Genomic DNA, 17,873 nt, shown 5'->3' on the forward strand with positions numbered 1-17,873 from the left:
GCAATAACTTAGTATATAAATTATCACATTGACAATTTATGGGTTTGGATTGAAACATAGAATGTTTATAGCTGCCGTAATATTAAATAGCTGTAGCGTAATTTTCAGAATTTATGCTCCACTAAAGCAATGATTTATAGTGGCAAAAAATTAACTACCTTTATTGTATTAAGGGATACTTACTATAGAAATGGCAAACTAGTTAGCTTTGTTGCAGATAGTTAGTTAATTGCTAGTGGTGAAGGTTAGATGTGCTTTTTGAGGTCTTGGATTGAATAGGATAACGAGCTAATGCTAAAACTAATTTCACTTAATGCATTTTTTGCAGCATTGTTATTCGTCTTTATTATTATGCCAATCACTTCAAATTGGTTATGGCTTGGATTTATTTTTATTTGGTGTTGGAGTGAAGGAGTGGTCGCTAAGGATGCTTCAGTAAAATGGTGGCATATGCTTTCAATATTTATCGTACTCGGCACAATTGAGTTTTATCTTATTTCTGTTTTTCAATATTAATAAAGGGTTAGAAGTTGTGAATAATTTTTGGCGTATTGTTGGGGTTGGGCTGTTTTTATGGGCAGCATGGGACATCTATTTTGGCTACACATTCTTATATGATGTTATTTATAAAGAGCAAGATCCAACACTTTATTGGATCACTTTATCTGTGTGGACTTTCTTGGGCCTAAGCTGTTTTTATACTAAAGAAGAGTAATTGATTTTACGTATTGGGCATGGCTTGTAGTGAGAGAAAGTACTACAAGTTTATTATAAGTTTGTTTAGCTTGATAATTTATTTTTCATTATTAAGCGTTATGTATTTGGATCATTATAATGAAAATTTATCTTATTAAAGCCTCTGCTAGCAGTGATTATTCAAAGTATAAAGCTGAAACTGGTGGGCCACCACAAAATATTTTTGCAGCGGCAGCAGCAACTCCTAAATGTTATCAACTTGAAATGGTTGATGAAACTATAGGTATGAAAACTGATTTCTCCTCAGATGCTGATTTAATTGTGATATTTGCCTCTACTCCTGATGCATATCGGGCTTATGAAATTTCAAAGAAGTTTATTGAACTAGGAAAAACCATCGTGCTTGGTGGGTTACACGTTATGTTTAATCAACAAGAAGCCGAGGAACATAGTCATGTGCTTATTTTGGGGGAAGTTGAAAACTACTGGGAAGTGTTGCTGAATGATTTTCAAAGTGGGAATTTGAAAAGCGTATATGAAAGCAAAACGCCACTAGATTTAAGTCAACTCAACCCTTATCCAACAGAGGTAATTACGCCCCAAAAATATAATTATACTTGGTCGGTTGTTGTGACACGTGGTTGTCCTTTTAAATGTGACTTTTGTTTAGTGCATCAATTCTTTAATAAATTTCAAATGAGGCCCATTGAAAATATTGTTGACGAATTACGGCAATTAAAATCACTGGGTGTGGAGTGGGTTGAGCTTCATTCAGATAATCTCACTCATAACAGAGACTATGCAATTGAGCTCTTTAAAGCGATAGCTCCAATTGGCTTGAAATTCTATGGCGAAACCACCGTGTTAGTAGCGCGTGATGAAGAAATGTTGCAAGCAGCAAAAAAAGCAGGCGTCAAAGCCCTATTACTAGGAATAGAAACACCTTCACTCGAAGCATTAAAAGCTCAGAAAAAGGGCTTTGTTAAACCAGACAAAATGAAAGGTTACATGGAAATTATTAAGAAATATAACATTGAAGTTTGGGGCGATTTCCTATTTGGCTTTGATGAGCATACACCAACAATATTTCAAGAAACGGTAGATTTTGTAAAAGATATTAAAGTAGATAAAGTGATCCCGCATTTTATGATCCCATTTCCGGGATCTGAATCCTTTAAAAAGTTAGATTTAGATAACAGAATTTTAACTAAAGACTGGTCAAAATATGATGGTAGCCATTCTGTATACCAACCTAAAAATATGTCTACCACTGAGTTAGAGGACGGTGTTTATTGGGTATGGAAGCAAACATCTAGCTTAATGGAAAAGTTAAAATATATTTTTTAACTAAAGTTTGCCATCAGAATTAATAAATATAAAAATTGGGAAAAGATTAAGTCCATGCAGGATACTTATATATTAAAAACCATTTTCTACCGATTTAAATGGCAAATATCGTTAACTTTAAGCTTAGTTATTATTGAAGCTGTTTTGGGAATTTTTTATCCCTTACTTATTGGTGTTGCTATTAATGACTTACTAAAAAATAGCCATCAAGGTCTATATTGGCTAACTGTTTTAGGGGCTTTATCTTTAATCATAGGTACAGTGAGGCGTTTTTACGATACCAGAATATATGCAAATATTTATCGCAAAACAGCGAGTAACATGGTTGATACCGAACATAAAAAGTTGCGTTCCGTATCAACTATTTCTGCTCGGAGTCATTTAATGACAGAATTTGTAGAATTTCTTGAAAATTCTATACCTGAGATTGTGCAGTCAATTATAGCTATTATCGGCATATCTATAATCATAGCAATGCTAAATATTCAGGTGTTTTTTGCTTGTTTGGCATTATTATTATTAATAGCGAGTATTTACTTGCTGACAGGAAATAAAAACTTCAACTTAAATAAAAGTTATAACGATGAATTAGAACGACAGGTCCAAGCCATTGAGAGTAAAAGCAACACGAAAAGCAAACAGCATTTCAATGCATTAATGCGCTGGAATATAGCTTTATCGGATTTAGAGACTACTAATTACTTTATTGTCTGGTGTGGCGTAATTGCGCTTTTCATCTATACCCCCATGACAGTTATTCGTGATGGTGTATTAACCTATGGTTTAGTTTTTTCTATTCTCATGTATGTTTTTGGCTACATCGAAAAGTTAACATTAATGCCTTTGCATATTCAGCAAGCGATTCGTTTAAATGAGATCTCTCAACGTTTATCTATGTAGAACTGGGTAGAGTGAATAAAAAATCACCTACGTTTCAAAATATTCTAAGTCAGTTTGTCCCTCCTTACAAAAGCTAATCACGAAAACCTCCAATATACCTTCTAAATCTAAACAATTATTGCGCTCAGTTTTATTTAATATTGAGCTGAAAAGTGACTTGAATTATCACAATATGGCAAGTAAAACTATAGCACCTAAAACAGTGCAATTATTGTACGCCTAAAAATGCCAACTAACTGTGAGACATATCTCACATTTATGTAGGATATGTTGCTAGTGTAAGGCTTTAGAATACCATGAGGTGATCGTAAGTTATTGTATTTTAACCTGTTATTTTTCTTTGTCGTTGTTGTGTTTGGATATCACTGTTTTTATTTGTAAAAAGTTCCTTTGAAAAATTAGTGATTGTTCTAATATTACAACTGTCAGGACGACATGAGGTTTACCTCAAAAGGTAGGTAACTACCAGAAGGACGCTTAGTATAGCGAAGAGATAGGATATCTCGCAAGGATAGATGGAAACGTTGTCAAGGAAACGTCATCAGGATGATGAAATATAGGCAACAGATGTAACTTGGAGTTACTGTTAGGGATTAACAAGGACAGCAAATGATTTGCTAGGATAGGCTAAGGATAGCTCTTTATGGATGAAGCGGGATCATTATTTGTTATGCAGGATGCATAAAAGCTAGTTATAGAAATGCGGTTCGTTGAACCGCATTTTTTTGTCTTTTTTTTACTAAATAATTAATAAATCTGGCTAATACTCTATCAGGTTTGCATAAAATTCTGTTTTACTCAATGTAGACTGACTTCCTTTTAAAGAAAATTCATATCCACACAAAGAAAACTTTCTCTTAAAGGCAATGTTTTTAACTAATGTGGTGGTATCCAAGGGAGAGAAGTAAGCAAAGTATTGGTTGTTATTTTCTATCTTTACTTGATAGCTACGAATTGTATCACCTTTATAGAATTGGATATTTTGACAACTACTGTCTCCTTGTGCATTTTCAATACTCCATAAATCTTTATTTTCCGTATTATCTGTCTGCCAGCTGATCACTAAACCATTGTATGTCGACACCATCAGAGAAAAATTATCAGGTAAAATAATATGATGAAGTAATTCAACTTCCGCAGCTTTCGAGTCTACAACTTGTGTATTCTCCGTTTTGGTAGAACTACTGTCATCTGTAAAAATTGATGAAATAATAATGGCTAAAAAAAGTAAAACCCCAGCAATAGATACGGTCATTCGAGCATTTCTGTTGCTAAAAAGTGCTAGGCGAATTGATTCACCAATATCACCGTGCTGCCCAGGGGGATTGGTATTTTCAGCGCCATTATAATGAGAGCTTTGTATGTTAGAAACGCTACGCGAGTTCGTTGTTGATATGCAACTTTGTTCAGAGTGAATAGGTTGCTCTATTGCACTTACTTGATGCATTGTCGGCTCTATCCGTTGACTTGTTCGGGAACAACTTTGTGCTTTCTGTAAATACTGAGATAAGTCAATCGGGCCACAATAGCCTAGAATATAGTGTCGCGCTTTAGCATTAGGGTATGTTAGCAATAATAATGATAACAATAATGGAATAATTAATAGCCAATAAATACTACCATGGCCAATGAGTATGATGACTATCCCCGAGATTAAAAAGCTAGCTGTTGGTGCGAGTACCCAATTACGATGTAATTCAGCATCGTTTAAACGGCGTTGTGTCGCTATAACATATAATGAAAGACAAATGAATAAGCTAGCCAAAGCCGCTAATGTGGTATCAATAAAAATTTCATTTAAAACAATGAAGCCAAGTAAGCAAGAGAAATTGATAGTGATAAAACGAACGCGGCTATCAAAACCGCGTAAACAATATAATGACTTTAAAAATTGCACAAAACCTCCGGTAAAAGCTAGCATAATATATTAAAAATATTAGCGTTTTTGTTAGCTTGGAAAACATGCAAAAACTGCATAGCAGGGAGGGTAACGAATTTTGTCCGTGATGTCAGTGTATCGCTGAAATTTGTTATATTTTTCTGTTGCAGCTGAAATTTTCTGATGATTCAAGCCAGTGACAATATGTAGTTTAACTGTGGTATTCTGTAATTCCGTTTATCTTTGTAAGACATATCTGCAATCGCTGTCCGTTGATACGTACTGATTTTGTTATTTATGCGTACGATAATTCTATCTAATTGATTTAAACGTATTTTAATTTTTTATTGTTACTGGTTATCTAATGAGTAGTAAAAAATAATATTATAAGGGTATTTTGCATAACTCAATTCAGTAAACTTACTCAGGTCAAGAAGACACAGGGTTACGGAAAACCTTTAGTATAGTGACTAGTATTGGATGCATAGTCACTATTGTGTAAAAGGATATACATTTATTAACAGGGCAGTTATACACTTAAGCTAGATTCGATACGGATATCATGCAGGATGCATAAGTTATTTATGGAATGAATAAACATTTATGGAAGATTAGCTAAGGATTAGCGGAACAATAATCTAGTTAAGTGTTAAAAAGAAAAAGCGACTTTATGTCGCTTTTTCTTTGCCTGATTTTTAATAAAAAATATGTCTATATACGAACAGGTGATATTGTTTAAACTCTAAAGTTAGTACTTAACCTACACGGTACGCCGGAGTATCGATATTATCTAGCTTATAGCCGCGTAAAGTCATAATACCGTGATAGTTTGATTCACCATCACCACTGAACTCTAAATCGAATTGACTAACCCAATGTGGTCCATGGCGTTTTGAAAATCTAAAGCGACTTGATAACCGAGCAATTGCCAAAAACTGTAAGTTTTCTTGCTTGCAGTATTTATTGGCGTGCGATCGAGCATACTCAGAGACTTTACGTAAATAGACGAAATACCAAAATAACAAGCCGACAAAAAGTAAATAGTAAATATTTTCCACGTGATCCCTTATTGTTTAAACAACTCACCGATAGCATGTGCTAAAGCACTACTTCGATTAGGCGAACGAATTGCTTGCAATAGTAAAGGGCGGGTAGTTGGAATTGCAACTAAATCTTTAAATATTGCTTTAAATAACTCTAAGTCATCACTTTTAATTAATTGTTCCAGATAGTTAAATAGAATTTCTTCATGATTTAATATCGACCATAAACGGCCCGCAATGATGATTAATGTATCCTCTGATAGTGTTTGGCTGTTAATCAACTCAACAATAAACTTCTCGCTATAGGGATGTTGAGTACTTGATGCAAGTGCTCGCAATAATGATAAAGCAAGTGATGTATCATTTTCACTATTTGCTAACACATAACGTTGAGTTATTTTTTCAATCAGCTCAGCAGGTAATACCATATTTTCTAATGTAGAACATAATGGTGATAGTACTTGCTCAGGTAAATTATTGAAAGCGCTAGTTAGTACCTCAGCATTGCTATTGTCATCTATGCGAATGGCTACGTCAGACAAGCCTTGCACACCAACTTCATGCCATGCATCCCAGCCATTTATGCCCGAAAGGTAGTTTATTGCAGGCTGGTAGAATTTACTCGCCGGTTGCTTCAATGCTACTGAAATAATACTATTTACTGCCGCCAATTTATATTGTGGTGGAGTGAAGTGGTACGGATTCTTTTTTAGCAGTGTTTCTTGTTGCTCTGTAGGGCTGACTGACAAGTCACTACCTAGTGCTTCCACAATGATCGCGATAAAATGATTTCTCGCGCCTTGATTTAATAAGCCTCGCTCATCTAAAGGAAGTTTTACAAACCATAAATAAGGTGTTGTTGATTGCTTTTGCCAAAATGCGATAGCAAGTTGTGCGTGTCCTTGTGATGGAAATGGATAAGGTAGCTGAGCAGACTCAATCTTCTCAAATTGTTCCTTAGAAATTTTATCAACACGACGGCCAATGTCGTAAATACGATATTGAGAGCCAGATAAATTCAGTAACTCTGAAATTGAAGCAATGTGGTTTGAAGTTGTGCTCATAGTAAAATGCAATCGCTATAAATGGTTGAGATAGGTTGTTATAGCGCGCCATTATAGAGATAATAGCACTTTATCTCCACCGATAATCATGGCTGATGTACGTCAATTTATTCAACTGCTTTTTGATTAGGCAAACTTAAACTTGAATTGAAAAAAGCAAAGTTGCGGGGTAAACAAATATCAACAGTGGCTGCACTGCAAATTACAACAAACTTTGCAGTGAAACTCTAACCGTTGAGTAATGGTTAGAGTTTGTTTTTATTGAACAATTCTCGCCATTAGTCAGAAATAAGCAAACGTTACTCAGCAGTATTTCGGTTACCCTATAGTTGCTGAAGTATTTAAGTACGCGTACCTGTTTAAGGTGAGTAACGTTGTTGCCGACATTGATGAGTTGTTTAGTGACCAGTTAGTGCAAAGGTCTTAGCAAAGTAAAATTGATACGACTGAAAAGAGTTTAGAATCATGACAATTGAAAATGCTGGTGCGGTGATCCTTGAAAAGCCCGTTTTAACTATATTATATCAAGATGAATACCTAGTAGCAGTTGATAAACCTGCAGGGCTTTTCGTGCATCGTAGCTTTATGGATAAAGATGAGATTTACTTTGCATTACAGCTTATTCGTGACCAAGTTGGACAATATGTTTATCCGTTACATCGTCTTGACCGTCCAACCTCAGGGGTTTTACTTTTCGCCTTATCACAAGATATTGCACGTTTAATGGGGCAGGCTTTTAGCGAAAGAAATATTCATAAAACTTATTATGCGCTAACGCGTGGGCACTTATTAGGTGATGGTTTGGTTGATTATGCGTTAAAAGAAAAGCTAGATGACATGGGCGATAAAAATGTTAGTCGCGATAAAGAAGCACAAAGTGCTCAAACGCATTACCAGTCGATAGCTACAGCGACTTTACATGTACCGTTAGGTAAATACCCGAGTGTGCGATATTCATTGGTTAAATGTCAGCCTCGTACTGGGCGCCGCCATCAAATTCGTCGACATTTAGCTCATCTTCGTTATCCGATTATTGGCGATATTAACTATGGTGATAATAAACAGAATCCATTTTTTGGTGAGAATTTTGGCTTTAAACGTTTGATGCTCATTGCTAAAAGTTTAAACTTTATTCATCCGATAACGCAGCAGGAACTTACCATTAGTGCGAAGTTTGATATGCAGTGGCAACAAGTGCTTAATGAATTGAATTGGCAAGAATTAAATTTGTAATACAAAAGTTAGTCTTTTGTTGTTCGTTATGTCTATTGGCTAACTTTTTTTGTTAGCCTTATATACTAATTCGGTTTAAATCTTCAACTTACTCTGGTCCGCTAATACGCACTGAATTAAAATCTTGAGCAATTAAGTTACTAAAAGTATGCGTTGCTCTAGTTGATTTAGCATCATCACTTTTAGGACCTCTAATTGCAACACTATTTACAAAGTATAAATTTTGAAAATTATCACGTTGCTTCGCAAAAGCTAGCATCATTTGTTGATCTTGAGTTACCGGGCGATTGAGCAAACTTAGCAAAAGGTACTGATCTGATATTAAAGGCTTCTTTTCAACAGCTAGTTTTGATGTAGAGCTACAAGCTGATAATAGTGTGATCAGTAATAACGCAAAAATTATAGATAGTTTTTTCATAATGCTAATAGTGTTTAAGTATCTTAATTATGATTACTGCAAAGGCTTTGCCAATTTTTATATTAAAGGTGAAGACAACAAATATTAATTTAAATTTACAATTATATATTTGATTTTATTCATATAATTTTTATTTGTTTTTAGGTGGGTAATTTGAAAAATATGTCGATAACGGTTGTTTGACAGAAGAAATGTTGTTTTTAATGACTGTTCAATTAAGCGTCAAAAAAATAGCAGTTGTGCATTTGTTAACACAAAAAAAGCGGTGTAACGCTTAATGCCGTTACACCGTTATGGTTTGATCTATTCAAGTTGAAAATCGGTTGCTGTTATTCTTCAGATACAGAACGAAGTAGCGCATTAATACCAACTTTAGCACGTGTTTTTGCATCAACTTTTTTAACAATAATTGCTGCGTATAAACTATAACTACCGCATTTAGACGGTAAATTACCTGGTACAACAACTGAGCCAGCAGGTACTCTGCCGTAATGTGTTTCACCAGTTTCACGGTCAAAAATACGTGTACTTTGGCCAATATAAACGCCCATTGAAATAACCGCACCTTCTTCGATGACAACACCTTCAACAATTTCTGAACGAGCACCAATAAAACAGTTATCTTCAATGATTGTTGGGCCTGCTTGTAATGGTTCAAGCACACCGCCAATACCAACGCCACCAGATAAATGTACGTTTTTACCAATCTGAGCACACGAGCCAACTGTTGCCCAGCCGTCAACCATACAGCCCTCATCAACGTATGCTCCAATATTAACAAAGCTAGGCATTACTACAACATTCTTGCCAATATAGGTGCCAGTACGAACTGACGCGCCAGGTACGACTCTGACCCCGTCTGCTTCAAAATCAGCTTGGGTGTAGCTTGTATATTTCATTGGTACTTTATCGAAAAACTTGCTTTCGGCGCCATCAATAACTTCGTTGTCCCAAATTCTAAAAGAAAGTAGTACAGCTTTTTTCAACCACTGATGAACTACCCATTCCCCAGCAATTTTTTCAGCAACACGTGCTGAGCCATTGTTTAATGCTGCTAATGCGTCAAGCACAGCTTTTTTTACTTCTGGGGATACGCTTGCTGGCGTAATATTCATACGTTCTTCGAACGCTTGTTCAATAACTGTTTGTAATTCTGACATTTGGGATTTCCTAATGGTTCAATGCTGTATAATTATTGGTGGCTGTCGGCGAAAAGCATCACTTCTAATGCTTGCTCTTGCGCTTTTGTTAGTGCTTCATTATCTTTATTTGATACGGTAAATACATCCTCAGCTTTTTCTCCAAACGTGGTGATTTTTGCTGAGTGTATTTGTAATTTACATTTTTGAAAAACAGCGGCTATGTTCGCTAATAGGCCTGGATGGTCAAGTGCTACTATCTCTAGCATCGTACGATTCTTGGTTGTACTTTCGATAAAACTGACTTGAGTTTTAACTTTAAATTGTTTAAAGCGCTTTGCTAGTGGTCTAGCTTTGATACGGCTTTTTTCAGAAGCTAAATTAGCACTTAATGATTTAGCTAAAGCTTTTGCTCGGTTACTATCGGTAATTGCTTTATTTTGGTTATCGAGCACGACAAAGGTATTGGCAATATAGCCAGTTTTACTGGTGGTTACTTTAGCGTCATGAATAGAGAGTTTTTTCGCCCCTAGCAATGACACCATATTAAAAAATATATGAGGTTTGTCTTTGGTATAAACAAACACTTCAGTACCACCACGGTAGGGTATAGCACTAATAAGTACTAAAGGCCTGTCTTTACCATGTTGAACTATATGCTGACAATGCCAAGCAATTTGTTCAGGTGAATAACGTAAGAAATAATCAGCTTTAAACTCTTTCCAAAGTTGCTGCAATTGTTCATGGTCAATATCTTGTGCCTGTAGTATTTCTAATGCCTGCTGCTGGTTTTCGCGTATTTTAGCTCGTAAATCTACTGGTTTTTCTAAGCCACGTCTAAAAGCACGCTTGGCACTAAAATATAAGTCTTCAAGTAGGTTTGCCTTCCAACTATTCCAAAGACTCTCATTGGTAGCTCGCATATCAGCAACAGTTAAGCAATAAAGATAGTCAAGGTGGGCTTCATCGCGAACAATTTCAGCAAACGCTTTAATGACCTCTGGATCTGAAATGTCTCTGCGCTGTGCGGTAACAGACATTAATAAATGTTGCTCAACTAACCAAGCGATCATACGGCCATCGTGATCACCAAGTTTGTGAACTTTAGCGAAGTCTAGCGCGTCTGCAGCGCCAAGTTTGGCGTGATCACCACCACGACCTTTGGCTATATCATGAAATATTCCGGCAAAATATAGTAGTTCAGGCTTACGTACCCGTTGTACTATTTTGCTACATAATGGGAATTCTTCATTATGTTCGGGTAAGCTAAATCTATAAAGGTTTTTAAGTAGTCGGTAACTATGTTCATCAACTGAATAAGCGTGAAATAAATCAAATTGCATTTGGCCAACGATATTACGCCATAGTGGTAAATAGGCGCCAATAATTGAGTATCGATGCATTAAGGTAAATGCCAAACCTAATCCGCGTGGGTGTTTGATTAATTCGATAAAAATTGTCCGACAACGAGCATAGTCAATCATCCCTGAGACTAAGCGTCTGCGGGCATTGCGCATTAAGCGCAAGGTATCAGGATGTAAGTCGGTAATTTCTTCATGTTCAGCGATCAGTAAAAATAACTCCATGATCATAGTTGAACGAGTAAACACACGTTTGTTAAGTGCTTTTATTTGGCCATCAATAATGACAAAGTCTTCGTTTATGTATGTTTCTTTGCTGTGCTCTTTTTTATTTATAATAGCGTATTCAAAGTGCTGTAGTAGCATTTTATTGAGTTCGGCCACGCGTGAAATAATTCGGAAGAAGCGCTTCATCATCCGTTCAATAGCGAGTTTTCCACCATCACCAAAGCCCATTAGTTCGGCAACATCAGCCTGGTAATCAAACAACAATCGGTTTTCATTACGACCAGCAATAAAGTGTAGAGCACCACGCATACGCCATAAGTAATCTTGACACTCAAGTAGTTCGAAAAATTCATTGCTAGTGAGATAGTTGTGATCAATTAGCTGTTCGAGGGTATCGGCCATAAAATGACGTTTGGCTACCCAACCAATCGTTTGAATGTCGCGTAAGCCACCGGGATTTGCTTTTAAATTAGGCTCTAGGGTATAAGATGCGCCGTGGTATTGTTCATGGCGTTTGTACTGTTCGTTTTTTTTTGCTAGAAAAAACTTTTCAGAAGTCCAAAAGTAATCTTCATTTAGCAGCGGCTGTAAATGTGCAACAAGTGATTCGTGTCCGCATATTTTCCGCATTTCCATTAGATTAGTGGCGATAGTGACATCGTCAATCGCTTGTTTTAAACATTCTTTAACACTACGAACACTGTGTCCGATATCCAGTTTTACATCCCATAGTTGGGTAATAAATGCCGAGATACTTTCTGCTAAGTCAACTTCTACACTTTCTTGTGTTAACAATAATATATCAACATCAGAATAGGGGTGTAGTTCACGGCGACCATAACCACCAACAGCTACTAAACTAATTTGATATTCGTCTAGGTGATGCTGGCACCAAAGCTTGGTGAGAATTAGGTCAACATAAAAAGCTCTTGCTGCAACGAGTGAGGTAATTTCACTGATTGGAAATTGTTCTTTTTGCCATTGCTGGAATTCTTGGCTTAATGCGCAAATTTGTTGACTGGTTAATGTTGGAGCACTAACGGCGAGAGCGTCGATATACTGTTCTGGAATAATGTCGGATGTATTCAAAGATAAACTCTCATGTTCGCCAAGAAAAAGGTTTACTTATTAATTGAAATAAACCCAAGCTATTAAGCCTCTCTAATAACGTTAGTAAAGTCTCACGTTATTAGTTGTGTAGCATTCTAGAAATAGTGTCATCTTTACGTAACGTTAGAATTTCACAACCCGTTTTTGTTACGACAACTGTGTGTTCCCATTGTGCTGACTTTTTACCATCTAGCGTGTACACCGTCCAATTGTCTTCTTTATCAAGCAACGTGTTAGCTCGACCTAAGTTGATCATCGGTTCAACGGTAAAACACATGCCTTCAGCCATTTTTTCTTTATCATTATTTTTATAATGAACAATTTGCGGTTCTTCATGGAATTCTTTGCCAATACCGTGACCACAGTATTCTTTTACAATTGAATAGCGGCCAGATTTTTTAATGAATTTTTGAATTGCAGTGCCAATTTCACCAAAGGTGTTACCCGGCTTAACTTTTTTAAGGCCTAGATATAAAGCTTCTTGAGTAATACGACATAAGCGATTATCTTCAGCAGAAGTTTCACCAATGAAAAACATTTTACTAGTATCGCCATGATAGCCATCTTTAATAACGGTGATATCTATATTAACAATGTCGCCATCAACGAGTGGCACATCATTCGGGATACCATGACAAACAACGTGGTTAACTGAAGTACAAATTGACTTTGGAAAGCCATGATAATTTAAAGGAGCTGAGATTGCGCCTTGTACTTTATCCGTATATTCAGCACATAAGGTATTCAACTCATCAGTTGTGACACCTGATTTTACATGAGGTTCAATCATTTCCAATACATCTGCAGCAAGTTTTCCCGCAATTCTCATTTTTTCAATTTCTTGCTGATCTTTAATCGTAATTGTCATAAAACCTCAATATACCTGTATTTTTAATGTCGCTAGCGAAGATAACGTTGTCGATATTTTTCGTTAAAAAGCCAAGCGCTAGTGTAAATAATTATTGTTCGTGATTTTACATGCTTTTTAGATTTTTCCCAATCGTAAAGCAAAAGATAAACTAATTAATTGCTGAAATAATAAAAAAGGCTGGGGGAAATTCAATTTTAGATAAGAAAACAGGCTTTATCGTTTGATAAAACCTGTTATTTTTTGATATGTTCTTATTCAGTATTACTTAAGATAAGTTTTCAAGTTCAAGTGTTACTGCGTCGACGATTGCACTTGGGTTTTCTAAATAAAGATCGTGATTTAATAACACCAAATTTTCATTATAGGCAAGCAACATTGCAGGAATGGCTTGTGTGCCGATAATGTCTTGAATTTCAGTAATATCATGAATAGCAAACTCAGCATCTTTTGTTAACTTGTTTACCTGTAAGGTTTTTGCCGGTGGCGACAATTTAAGCTCATCAATTATTTCGCTAACGCTGTCTTTGTCGGTTAACTCATTACCTAAAACAAAGTGTGCATGCTGCAACTTAGTAAGTAGTTCAAACGCTGAACCTGTTGATTTGTTTTGCACCCAAGCCATCAAGTTTGCTACTAATGTTGAATCTTTAGAATAATTAAGCGTATCCATGTAGTTAGCGCCGAAAGGTACTTTACTAAATTCTTTTACGGCAGTAATAGTCGTAGGTGATACTTGGTTGTCACCATCGTAGTAGCTTATATGCATGGCTCTAAAGGTTATTGAAGGAAAGGCACTTAGTATCTTTTCGACAAGCACTGTTGAAGCATAGCTCCATGGACAATGGCTATCGTAGATAAAGAAAAGTTCAGCATTTTGTGTGTTTGATGACATGAGTTAACTAATTTAATGGAGAAATTATGCTAATTTTACCGTGCTAGTTTCAATTATCCTACCCCTGAATGCATAATTTCTTTTAATGAGCATAATGTAAGCAAAAAACTGGTCAAATATCTCCCTTTATGGTATAAAGTGCGCCGCTAAATCTTTTGTTAAATTCTTTCGAGAGTTTTCGACTGTTTTTAGCCTTAACCCGTATTGATTTAATTTAATAAGTTATTCGATACATTAAAACTAAACTCACATACATCTAGCAAAGGTATACCGGGGTGCTCAGCGAATTTGTCATTCGACAAAACGCAATAAGGGTCGTGTATATTGGATGTATGAACGCTTAACCCCACAAAGGAAAAAACATGCCAAACGTTTCTATGCGCGATATGCTTAAAGCAGGTGTTCACTTCGGTCACAAAACTCGTTACTGGAACCCAAAAATGAAATCATACATTTTTGGCGCTCGCGATAAAGTTCATATCATTAACCTTGAACAAACTGTTCCAATGTTCAACGAAGCTCTTGCTGTATTAAGCAACGTTTCTTCGAAGAAAGGTAAAGTTTTATTCGTAGGTACTAAACGCGCAGCAAGCGATGCTGTAAAAGATGCAGCAATTAAATGTGATCAATTCTTCGTAAATCACCGTTGGTTAGGTGGTATGTTGACTAACTGGAAAACAGTTCGTCAATCAATCAAACGTCTAAAAGATCTTGAAGCTCAAAGCTCTGACGGTACTTTTGAAGCGCTTACTAAGAAAGAAGCGTTAATGCGTACTCGTGAAATGGAAAAACTTGAGAAAAGCCTTGGTGGTATCAAAAACATGGGTGGTTTACCTGACGTTTTATTCATCATTGATGCGGATCACGAGCACATTTCTATTAAAGAAGCTAACAACTTAGGCATTCCAGTAATTTCTGTAGTTGATACAAACTCAAACCCAGATGGCGTTGACTACATCGTTCCAGGTAACGATGATGCGATTCGCGCGGTGACTTTATACTTAGATTCAGCTGCAAATGCTGTTCTAGAAGGTCGTGAGCAAAACATCGCAGTACAAGCTGAAAAAGACGGTTTTGTTGAAGCTGAATAATTTCAGTTTTTAATATACGTTTTATTTTGCTATTGCCACAACCGTAATGTGTTGTGGCGATTACTGACATTTTTATATATTGAGGAATAAACTCATGGCAATTACTGCTGCACAAGTTAAAGAATTACGTGAACGCACAGCTGCGGGCATGATGGATTGTAAACGCGCTTTACAAGAAGCTGACGGTGATATGGAACTTGCGATTGAAAACATGCGTAAGTCTGGTCAAGCGAAAGCGGCGAAAAAAGCAGGTAATATCGCTGCTGAAGGTCAAATTATAATCAAAGATGGCACTTTAGTTGAAGTCAACTGTCAAACAGATTTCGTAGCAAAAGATGATAACTTCTTAGCGTTTGCTAACAAAGTTGCTGATGTTGCTGCCGCTGAAAAGCTTTCTATCGAAGACTTACAAGCTAAGTTTGAAGAAGAGCGTGTTACTCTAGTGACTAAAATCGGTGAAAACATCAATGTTCGTCGTGTAGCTTATGTTGAAGGTACTACGTTAGCTTCATACAAGCACGGTGCTACTATTGGTGTTGTTGTTGCTGGTGAAGGTGATGCAGAAGCACTTAAGCACATTGCAATGCACGTTGCTGCAAGCAAGCCAGAATTCTTAACTCCAGAAGATGTTCCAGCTGATGTTGTTGCTAATGAAAAGCGTATCCAAATCGAAATGGCGATGAACGAAGGCAAGCCTGAAGAAATCGCTGAGAAGATGGTTACTGGTCGCATGAAGAAATTCACTGGTGAAGTTTCTTTAACTGGTCAAGCTTTCATTATGGAACCTAAGAAAACTGTTGGCGCTATCTTGAAAGAGAAAGGCTTAACAATTACTTCATTTGTTCGTTTAGAAGTTGGTGAAGGTATTGAAAAGAAAGAAGAAGATTTTGCTGCTGAAGTAGAAGCACAAATCGCTGCAGCTAAAGGCTAATTCATTTAATGAATTATTGCTTGATGCAACTTTCTTAAAAAAGCGCCTAATAAAGGCGCTTTTTTTATCGCTAAAACTTAGTGTAATTGATAAGTCGGTCACGGATTTACTGAAATATCGAACAATTTATTGGTGGTGTTAATAAGATAAGCATGGCCTACCATAGACTTTTTTCATATTGGGCTTTCGATAAACAGCTAAACGTACTAAAATAGCTGCGGTCGATCAGACCTAGGCTATTTTAATTAAAAAATTCTGAAGGAATGTTTATTACATGAGCATCAATCCCAAACCAACTTATCGTCGAATCCTTTTAAAACTTAGTGGTGAAGCCCTCATGGGGGAAGAAGGTTTTGGCATAGATCCAAAAGTTTTGGATCGTATGGCACAAGAAATTAAAGAATTGATCGAAATGGGTATTCAAGTCGGCCTTGTAATTGGCGGCGGAAACTTGTTTCGTGGCAAAGGTTTGGCTGAAGCGGGCATGAATCGTGTTGTTGGTGACCAAATGGGAATGCTAGCAACAGTAATGAATGGTTTAGCGATGCGCGACGCACTTCATAGAGCCTTTGTTAATACGCGTTTAATGTCTGCGATTGATTTAGCGGGCGTATGTGACCGTTATAACTGGGCTGAGGCTATCAGTTTATTAAAATCAGGCCGTGTGGTGATATTTAGTGCAGGAACAGGTAATCCATTTTTTACTACAGATTCTGCAGCATGTTTACGTGGTATAGAAATTGAAGCTGACGTTGTACTTAAAGCAACAAAAGTAGATGGCATTTATTCAGAAGACCCTGTTGCGAATCCTGAAGCAACTTTATATAGTCATTTGACCTACCAAGAAGTGCTAGAGAAAGAATTACAAGTGATGGATTTAGCCGCATTTACCTTAGCACGAGATCATAGCATGACACTTCGTGTATTTAATATGAATAAGCCTGGTGCATTAAAGTCAGTCATCATGGGTGGTGAAGAAGGTACAACTATCGACCACGCTGAAAATTTAAATTAATTATTGCAGGAATAAAAAAGTGATAGACGAAATAAAGCAAGACGCCCAAGAAAGAATGACAAAGAGCATAGAGTCATTAAAAATTAGTTTAAACAAGGTTCGTACAGGTCGTGCACATCGTTCTCTGTTGGATAACATTGTTGTTGAGTATTACGGAATGGATACACCGCTAAACCAAGTGGGCAACATTTCAGTTCCTGATGCACGTACCTTAGCTATTACCGTTTTTGATAAAGGTATGATTGGTGCAGTGGAAAAGGCAATTTTAAAGTCAGATTTAGGCCTAAACCCATCATCACAAGGTACGTTAATTCGTATTCCATTACCTGCATTAACTGAAGAACGTCGTAAAGACTTAGTTAAAGTTGTACGTGGCGAAGCTGAAGGCGGTAAAGTTGCTATTCGTAATATTCGTCGTGATGCTAACTCAGATATTAAAACCTTGAACAAAGAAAAAGAAATCAGTGATGATGAAATGCATCAAGCTGAAGATGACGTGCAAAAAATTACTGATACATTTATTAAACAAGTTGATGAAGTTTTGAACGTTAAAGAGAAGGAATTAATGGAAATTTAATATTTTCATTGCTTAATCAACGACGCCGTAGATAATGACTACGGCGTTTTTGCATATAAAGGTTAAAGTTTCAATGGA

General features: G+C 36.5%; 17 protein-coding genes. 9 read left to right on the top strand and 8 right to left on the bottom strand.

Annotated features, from left to right (window positions below):
- Window positions 1–291: 291 nt before the first annotated feature.
- The 4 genes from B7C41_RS01335 (at window position 292) to B7C41_RS01350 (ending at window position 2,943) form a co-directional block, all read left to right on the top strand.
- A complete protein-coding gene (locus B7C41_RS01335; RefSeq protein WP_085296961.1) occupies window positions 292–516 on the top strand; it encodes a hypothetical protein in 225 nt (74 codons plus the stop codon).
- Between the two features lie 16 nt (window positions 517–532).
- Window positions 533–715 carry a hypothetical protein gene (locus B7C41_RS01340; protein ID WP_211279475.1) on the top strand — a complete coding sequence of 61 codons (183 nt, stop codon included), beginning with the start codon at window positions 533–535 and terminating at the stop codon, window positions 713–715.
- Between the two features lie 119 nt (window positions 716–834).
- Window positions 835–2,043 (top strand): B12-binding domain-containing radical SAM protein, encoded by a 1,209-nt coding sequence (locus tag B7C41_RS01345; protein WP_085296962.1) that lies wholly within the window; start codon window positions 835–837, stop codon window positions 2,041–2,043.
- A 54-nt stretch (window positions 2,044–2,097) separates the two neighbouring features.
- The gene (locus B7C41_RS01350) at window positions 2,098–2,943 is read left to right on the top strand and encodes an ABC transporter six-transmembrane domain-containing protein (RefSeq protein WP_085296963.1); all 846 of its coding nucleotides are present in this window, start codon (window positions 2,098–2,100) and stop codon (window positions 2,941–2,943) included.
- A gap of 760 nt (window positions 2,944–3,703) precedes the next feature.
- On the opposite strand, the gene B7C41_RS01355 is transcribed toward B7C41_RS01350, so the two are convergent.
- From B7C41_RS01355 to B7C41_RS01365, 3 genes are all read right to left on the bottom strand, one after another.
- The gene (locus B7C41_RS01355; protein WP_143764258.1) at window positions 3,704–4,840 is read right to left on the bottom strand and encodes a hypothetical protein; all 1,137 of its coding nucleotides are present in this window, start codon (window positions 4,838–4,840) and stop codon (window positions 3,704–3,706) included.
- A 737-nt stretch (window positions 4,841–5,577) separates the two neighbouring features.
- On the bottom strand, window positions 5,578–5,880 hold the full coding sequence (locus tag B7C41_RS01360; protein ID WP_085296965.1) for a DUF3301 domain-containing protein: 303 nt from the start codon (window positions 5,878–5,880) through the stop codon (window positions 5,578–5,580).
- Window positions 5,881–5,888: 8 nt separating this feature from the next.
- Window positions 5,889–6,929 carry a DUF3549 family protein gene (locus B7C41_RS01365; RefSeq protein WP_085296966.1) on the bottom strand — a complete coding sequence of 347 codons (1,041 nt, stop codon included), beginning with the start codon at window positions 6,927–6,929 and terminating at the stop codon, window positions 5,889–5,891.
- A gap of 465 nt (window positions 6,930–7,394) precedes the next feature.
- On the opposite strand from B7C41_RS01365, the gene truC reads away from it, so the two are divergent.
- Window positions 7,395–8,162, top strand: a complete 768-nt coding sequence (gene truC / locus B7C41_RS01370) for a tRNA pseudouridine(65) synthase TruC (protein WP_085296967.1) — start codon at window positions 7,395–7,397, stop codon at window positions 8,160–8,162.
- Between the two features lie 88 nt (window positions 8,163–8,250).
- Here the strand turns inward: truC and B7C41_RS01375 are convergent, their stop codons facing one another.
- From B7C41_RS01375 to B7C41_RS01395, 5 genes are all read right to left on the bottom strand, one after another.
- On the bottom strand, window positions 8,251–8,580 hold the full coding sequence (locus B7C41_RS01375) for a hypothetical protein (protein WP_085296968.1): 330 nt from the start codon (window positions 8,578–8,580) through the stop codon (window positions 8,251–8,253).
- Window positions 8,581–8,909: 329 nt separating this feature from the next.
- Window positions 8,910–9,740 (bottom strand): 2,3,4,5-tetrahydropyridine-2,6-dicarboxylate N-succinyltransferase, encoded by an 831-nt coding sequence (gene dapD / locus B7C41_RS01380; protein WP_085296969.1) that lies wholly within the window; start codon window positions 9,738–9,740, stop codon window positions 8,910–8,912.
- Between the two features lie 32 nt (window positions 9,741–9,772).
- Window positions 9,773–12,397 carry a [protein-PII] uridylyltransferase gene (glnD, locus tag B7C41_RS01385; RefSeq protein WP_085296970.1) on the bottom strand — a complete coding sequence of 875 codons (2,625 nt, stop codon included), beginning with the start codon at window positions 12,395–12,397 and terminating at the stop codon, window positions 9,773–9,775.
- A gap of 100 nt (window positions 12,398–12,497) precedes the next feature.
- Entirely contained in the window at window positions 12,498–13,286 is a 789-nt protein-coding gene (gene map, locus B7C41_RS01390) for a type I methionyl aminopeptidase (RefSeq protein ID WP_085296971.1), read from the bottom strand.
- A gap of 268 nt (window positions 13,287–13,554) precedes the next feature.
- Window positions 13,555–14,181: a hypothetical protein gene (locus tag B7C41_RS01395; RefSeq protein ID WP_085296972.1), complete on the bottom strand. Its 627-nt coding sequence runs from the start codon at window positions 14,179–14,181 to the stop codon at window positions 13,555–13,557.
- 362 nt (window positions 14,182–14,543) lie between these two features.
- On the opposite strand from B7C41_RS01395, the gene rpsB reads away from it, so the two are divergent.
- The 4 genes from rpsB to frr all read left to right on the top strand — a co-directional run bounded on the left by rpsB (window position 14,544) and on the right by frr (window position 17,795).
- Complete coding sequence (gene rpsB / locus B7C41_RS01400; RefSeq protein WP_085296973.1) at window positions 14,544–15,272, top strand: 30S ribosomal protein S2; 729 nt, start codon at window positions 14,544–14,546, stop codon at window positions 15,270–15,272.
- Between the two features lie 94 nt (window positions 15,273–15,366).
- Window positions 15,367–16,203: a translation elongation factor Ts gene (gene tsf, locus B7C41_RS01405; RefSeq protein WP_085296974.1), complete on the top strand. Its 837-nt coding sequence runs from the start codon at window positions 15,367–15,369 to the stop codon at window positions 16,201–16,203.
- A 274-nt stretch (window positions 16,204–16,477) separates the two neighbouring features.
- Window positions 16,478–17,218, top strand: coding sequence for a UMP kinase (gene pyrH / locus B7C41_RS01410; protein ID WP_085296975.1), 741 nt, complete (start codon window positions 16,478–16,480; stop codon window positions 17,216–17,218).
- 19 nt (window positions 17,219–17,237) lie between these two features.
- Window positions 17,238–17,795 carry a ribosome recycling factor gene (gene frr, locus B7C41_RS01415; protein ID WP_085296976.1) on the top strand — a complete coding sequence of 186 codons (558 nt, stop codon included), beginning with the start codon at window positions 17,238–17,240 and terminating at the stop codon, window positions 17,793–17,795.
- Window positions 17,796–17,873: the final 78 nt, after the last annotated feature.

Source organism: Cognaticolwellia mytili, assembly GCF_002104475.1.
Lineage (GTDB): Bacteria > Pseudomonadota > Gammaproteobacteria > Enterobacterales > Alteromonadaceae > Cognaticolwellia > Cognaticolwellia mytili.